Annotated in this window: 5 protein-coding genes; 1 reads left to right on the top strand and 4 read right to left on the bottom strand. The window is 38.1% G+C overall.

Annotation, left to right across the window (positions count from 1 at the left end; all coding sequences use genetic code 11):
- Nucleotides 1–780: 780 nt before the first annotated feature.
- Together IQ31_RS27195 and IQ31_RS27190 are read right to left on the bottom strand one after the other, a co-directional pair.
- A complete protein-coding gene (locus IQ31_RS27195) occupies nt 781–1,209 on the bottom strand; it encodes a hypothetical protein (protein ID WP_145331505.1) in 429 nt (142 codons plus the stop codon).
- 3 nt (nt 1,210–1,212) lie between these two features.
- Nucleotides 1,213–1,443: a hypothetical protein gene (locus tag IQ31_RS27190; RefSeq protein ID WP_145331503.1), complete on the bottom strand. Its 231-nt coding sequence runs from the start codon at nt 1,441–1,443 to the stop codon at nt 1,213–1,215.
- Between the two features lie 167 nt (nt 1,444–1,610).
- Between IQ31_RS27190 and IQ31_RS27185 the strand changes: the two genes are divergently transcribed.
- Nucleotides 1,611–2,015, top strand: coding sequence for a hypothetical protein (locus tag IQ31_RS27185; protein WP_145331501.1), 405 nt, complete (start codon nt 1,611–1,613; stop codon nt 2,013–2,015).
- A 699-nt stretch (nt 2,016–2,714) separates the two neighbouring features.
- Here the strand turns inward: IQ31_RS27185 and IQ31_RS27180 are convergent.
- Nucleotides 2,715–3,512, bottom strand: coding sequence for an SOS response-associated peptidase (locus IQ31_RS27180; protein ID WP_158638987.1), 798 nt, complete (start codon nt 3,510–3,512; stop codon nt 2,715–2,717).
- A gap of 111 nt (nt 3,513–3,623) precedes the next feature.
- Nucleotides 3,624–4,097 (bottom strand): hypothetical protein, encoded by a 474-nt coding sequence (locus tag IQ31_RS27175; RefSeq protein ID WP_070568388.1) that lies wholly within the window; start codon nt 4,095–4,097, stop codon nt 3,624–3,626.
- Between the last annotated feature and the right edge of the window lie 404 nt (nt 4,098–4,501).

Genomic DNA, 4,501 nt, shown 5'->3' with positions numbered 1-4,501 from the left:
TCGGCAACTCCTTTTAGGGTTCGCACTCGAGGCTGAAAGCCTCTGAGAACGAACCCTAAAAGGAGTGATGTGACACAGTTCAGTTTACACTACCACATCACAAGAACTTATCTCTGGCATAGAGGCAACCGTAATTGGCGGCTTGATCCTTGCAATTATTTTATCAGGAACAGATCATTTGAAAGCTTTGCTCTCGAATTTTAAATTGTCTACTATGATTTCTCTTTCTCTATTATCGAAGGAGATAAAAACAATTCTTCTTTCCGAGGGTTTCGTCTCTGTCTTTAATCCTGTTTCCAAGATTGTTATGCAATGGACAGTACGATTTTCGTACGTTATTTGTGGTATGGTTATAATTATAGGATGGTTGCTTGGAATAAATCCTTTCTTTATTGTTCTATTGGGCGGATCTATTGTAGTGGCAGTTGAAGTTCCTTACAAAATGCTAATGAGTGACCTGAAAAAAGCAACTCATTAATCAATAGCATCCTATTTCAAAGAGTTTACCGATGGATGGTAAACTCTTTGATACTTAAACCATACAACCATTGCAAGCACTAGTTTACGCCATTGAACTTTAGATAGTAAAGTTACCCGACGATTGATAGTTTGTGAAGCAGTCTTATGGCTTGGCTGATTGCAGCATATAATTTGTTTCCTATGATCTGTATAACTTCCGCCCTATTGAAGTTTTATCGTCAAGGTTAGCCCTATAAATTGAGCCCAATCATCAGATCGGGCTGTATAGATTACAAATGGAAAAAATTTATATAATAGCATTTAATCTTCACTAAATTTTGAAATCAATTTTTCTTTGATATCGACAGAAAAATATAAGTGGTGTCTTTTATAGCTGTTATTATCATAATACTGCTTTTGAAACTCATCATAATTATCATTTTTATAGATCACTATATTTTGAGGTCCTACTATGTTGACAGCTTTATTTTGACCCGAATATAGCGCAAAATCAGAATTTACATGTTGCTTGTCAATAACAATTGTTACAAAATTGTCATTGGTTGTTTCAATATACTTAGATGGCTTGAAAATTGAATAATGTTTATCAAGTGTGATGATGCATTTATTACCTAATCTTTTCCAAACGGTAATATAATGACTATCATCAAGCCTATATATAGACCTTGACTGATCAAATACTAGAAGTAAAAGAGCAATAAAACCAATGATTTTAATAATTGTTCTCATTTTTTATTTATCATACATAAAAGTTCTTTGTCTAAAAAGACTTATTCCTGATGGATGCCCAAGAGATACCCTTTCTGCCTGCAATAAAGCCCGCCGAGTAATTTCCAACATCTCTCGCACAACAATATTCCCTAAAAAATCTACGCCAAGATAAAGATATGTAATTGGCACCTCATAACTAATGCCGCCATATCGTTTAAAGTCATATTTTTTTCCTCTTGTCCCATTTTCCATGGAAGAAAGGATGCTAGGAGCTTCATTCTTTATATATTGATAACACAATGCCCAAAGATCAAATCCGAGATGAGATAAAATCACTCAAACATCTTTTCAGCTTGAAAATAAAACCAGAATAGATACGTATTAATTATTACTTTTGACGACATTACTCCTACTGCACCATGATGAGCTATCTGCATAAAGTTAAACCAGTCGATCAAAGATTCCACGAATGGGTGGATAATATCAACAAAACTGAAAGGATTGATAAATCAATAATTGCGTTCAATTTCGGGCTTTTCGAATCAGAAGAGGGTTTCACCATGTATCTCACTGGCTCCAAAACTTTCGATAAAGATGATGACGATTGGGCTACCAATATCGACTTTGAACCTAAACAGAAATATTTTTCATTCGGTCCGGAGTTTTTAAAAGATAAAGACTGGCAGGATATTTTAAAATATGCTGAATCGCTAGTTCAATCATATGTAAAATCCGAAGATTTCAAAACTTCAGTTTTTGCCCAAGCGATAGCAATAACGGTGGGATTTGATGATGGCGAGTTAACGATAATAAAATCTCAATAACTATGGATCTTATCACAATTCTTAACTTTATTTGAAAAAAGAGTCCAGTTATAAGGAACATAACTGGAATACGCAGTTTTTATTCACATACTTATTGGGACTGCCCCGAAAAAAATGAAAAAGTTTTTCACTTGGTTAATGTATGTCGCTGCTTTTTTTTCTGCAATTATTATATTGTTGTTTATTTATTTGTCTGTTGACCCATTTCGTAAACAAAAACAAAGAAAACTTTATTATAAAAGGATCGAAGAAATAAAAACACGTAGGAATCTTTACTGACAATCATAGTTTAAAAGCTCTACATCTTCAGTGCCAAAGGTCCATCTTTAATGACCAAACTTGAGCAACCAGGCCGTGCGCCTGCGGTAAGTTTCGCGATAAACCTTTCGGATAAAAATATCTTAGCTACTATTTCTTCCCCAAAATCCCAAGTGACTTCAACAGGCGACCAAGCGTCGAATGGATCAAGATTTTCTCCAACAAATTCCTCGGAATTTAAAAAGGGATGATTATCCTCTATTTGCAATTCTGGCTCACTCGGAGTGGGCGCTACATTGTATAGCCAAACATGGGCAATAATATTTTCACCTTCTTTCTAAAGGTAAGCATAGCAAACCTTATCGTCATCTTCGATAAACACCGCGAACTCAGGGCGATCATCTGACACATATTTTGTTAAACTTCCCATTGGACATTGATTTAAAACAACGAAGTCTGCGCCGTATCACTTCCCAATGGCGGCAATCCCTCCCAATCAAATTCCTCATAACGGTGTTTACCATCGGGGCGGTTTGGATATCCTCTCAAGGTATACACTGGATAATGCTTCAGCTTTTCATTGGGCATTTCAAATCGGAAAATCGGTGGCATATCTTCTTCGTTAATGTCCTCGATCCATTGACGCTCGAGATCCTCAGGCAGGAATAAAGGCATACGATGTTTATTGGGCCCGTCATTATGGATATTGGCCATCACCTCATTGGCTGCCCGTGTAAGCATACCAAAAGATCCTACACGTTCAACCACACCATCTTCATCCACCGTCTCATGCCACTGATACAGACCTGGCAAATAGAATAGCTCTCTTCCCGCTTCACCGATGAAATAAGGCACTTTCTTTTTCCAGCCCTTTACCGCACGATGCTCAAAGGTACCACTCACAGGGATAAGGCAACGTTGCTTGCGCAAGCGGTACCAATAGGATTTTTTATCCTCCAAGATACGCTCGCTACGCACATTGATCATATTGCGCCGGCGATCAGCCTGCAGCTTCGGATCGTCAATATAGGTAGGCAATACACCCCACTCCATCTCGGTCAAGGCCAGCTGGCTTGAGTCCTTTTCCTTATACAGGATCGGATATTTGGGAAAGGTAATGGCCTGGACGTTTTCCAGATAATCATAGTTGTAATCCAATTGACGGCGCTCATCCCGCAATTGCGGAAAAGTCTTTTTGATAATATCAATATCGGTATGTAGGCTAATATCCCAGCACATAATGGTATCCTTTTTTGTTTGGCTTTGATACGAATATACGCAATTTGTACTTTAAATACGGATTGCCCTACGACAAGAAAATGGCTGCTTTCTGGTTCGGACCGGATCTGATTAGCGAAGTATCTCGATAGCAAATACTTTCTTTTGGGTCTGCCCATCGCTAATGGTAGCCACTACCCGACCATATGCTAAGGAGAATAGGATATCGATCGGATTTTTGCGCTGAAACCTGGTCTTGGTACGCAGGTAATTGACAATATTTTTTTCATAGAGCTTAAGCATACGCTTATCCCAATTCTCCTCCTTGATGCGATTAAGAAAAATACGATAGCCTGACCCTGTTTCCAGTAGACTTTCAATCTTATCGGCATCCTGCGGCAACTGCAAAGCTCTTCCCTCCTTTGCCCCCAGTTGATGGGCATGCTGATCGGCAGCTTCCTTGTCATCATACGGCGTGAGCAGGAAGCCTGTCTTTTCCTTAACATCGGGCCACTCAAAGCGCTGCAGCACAAAGTCGGCGTAGCCCGACTCGACGAGCTCGCGAAACGAACTTTTGGTGACTTGTTCAAAGGGATTGTACAGCATAGGACTAAGATAGGATTTATATCCTAAAAAAGGCCGGAATAAACCAGCCCTGATATATATAGTTATGATCCCAATAATGGGATAGTCGGTTTCAAAAAGAAGCTGGCCTAACAAGTGCAAATCAAGCCAGCAAAAGCAATCTTCTCATTTTTCGTATAAAGGACAACAGAAATATAATATTCGTTTGAAAAAATAAAAAAAACCTTGAGGAGGGGGATCTCAAGGTTTTTACTACCTGTTATTAACTAATTTATGAAAGTATGGATATAACAATGGTTGATTTGCTTTCGTTTGATCTTTTATAAAAAGGTTGAGTTCGTATTCCCTGCTTCACAATTATTTTATTTAAATGAGAGCTTATTCAAAATGGTATTGTCTAAGACCAACTTAACCTATAAAAAAGA

This window comes from Sphingobacterium siyangense, assembly GCF_007830445.1.
GTDB lineage: Bacteria > Bacteroidota > Bacteroidia > Sphingobacteriales > Sphingobacteriaceae > Sphingobacterium > Sphingobacterium siyangense.
The sequence above is the reverse complement of the archived record's forward strand: the minus strand, read 5'-3'. Positions and strand labels throughout refer to the sequence as shown.

What these genes read in the sequence shown, in the direction of transcription:
- IQ31_RS27185 (WP_145331501.1), top strand. Translation starts at nt 1,611, where the DNA reads ATGATGAGCTATCTGCATAAAGTTAAACCAGTCGATCAAAGATTCCAC.
- IQ31_RS27180 (WP_158638987.1), bottom strand. Translation starts at nt 3,512, where the DNA reads ATGTGCTGGGATATTAGCCTACATACCGATATTGATATTATCAAAAAG.
- IQ31_RS27175 (WP_070568388.1), bottom strand. Translation starts at nt 4,097, where the DNA reads ATGCTGTACAATCCCTTTGAACAAGTCACCAAAAGTTCGTTTCGCGAG.
- IQ31_RS27195 (WP_145331505.1), bottom strand. Translation starts at nt 1,209, where the DNA reads ATGAGAACAATTATTAAAATCATTGGTTTTATTGCTCTTTTACTTCTA.
- IQ31_RS27190 (WP_145331503.1), bottom strand. Translation starts at nt 1,443, where the DNA reads ATGGAAAATGGGACAAGAGGAAAAAAATATGACTTTAAACGATATGGC.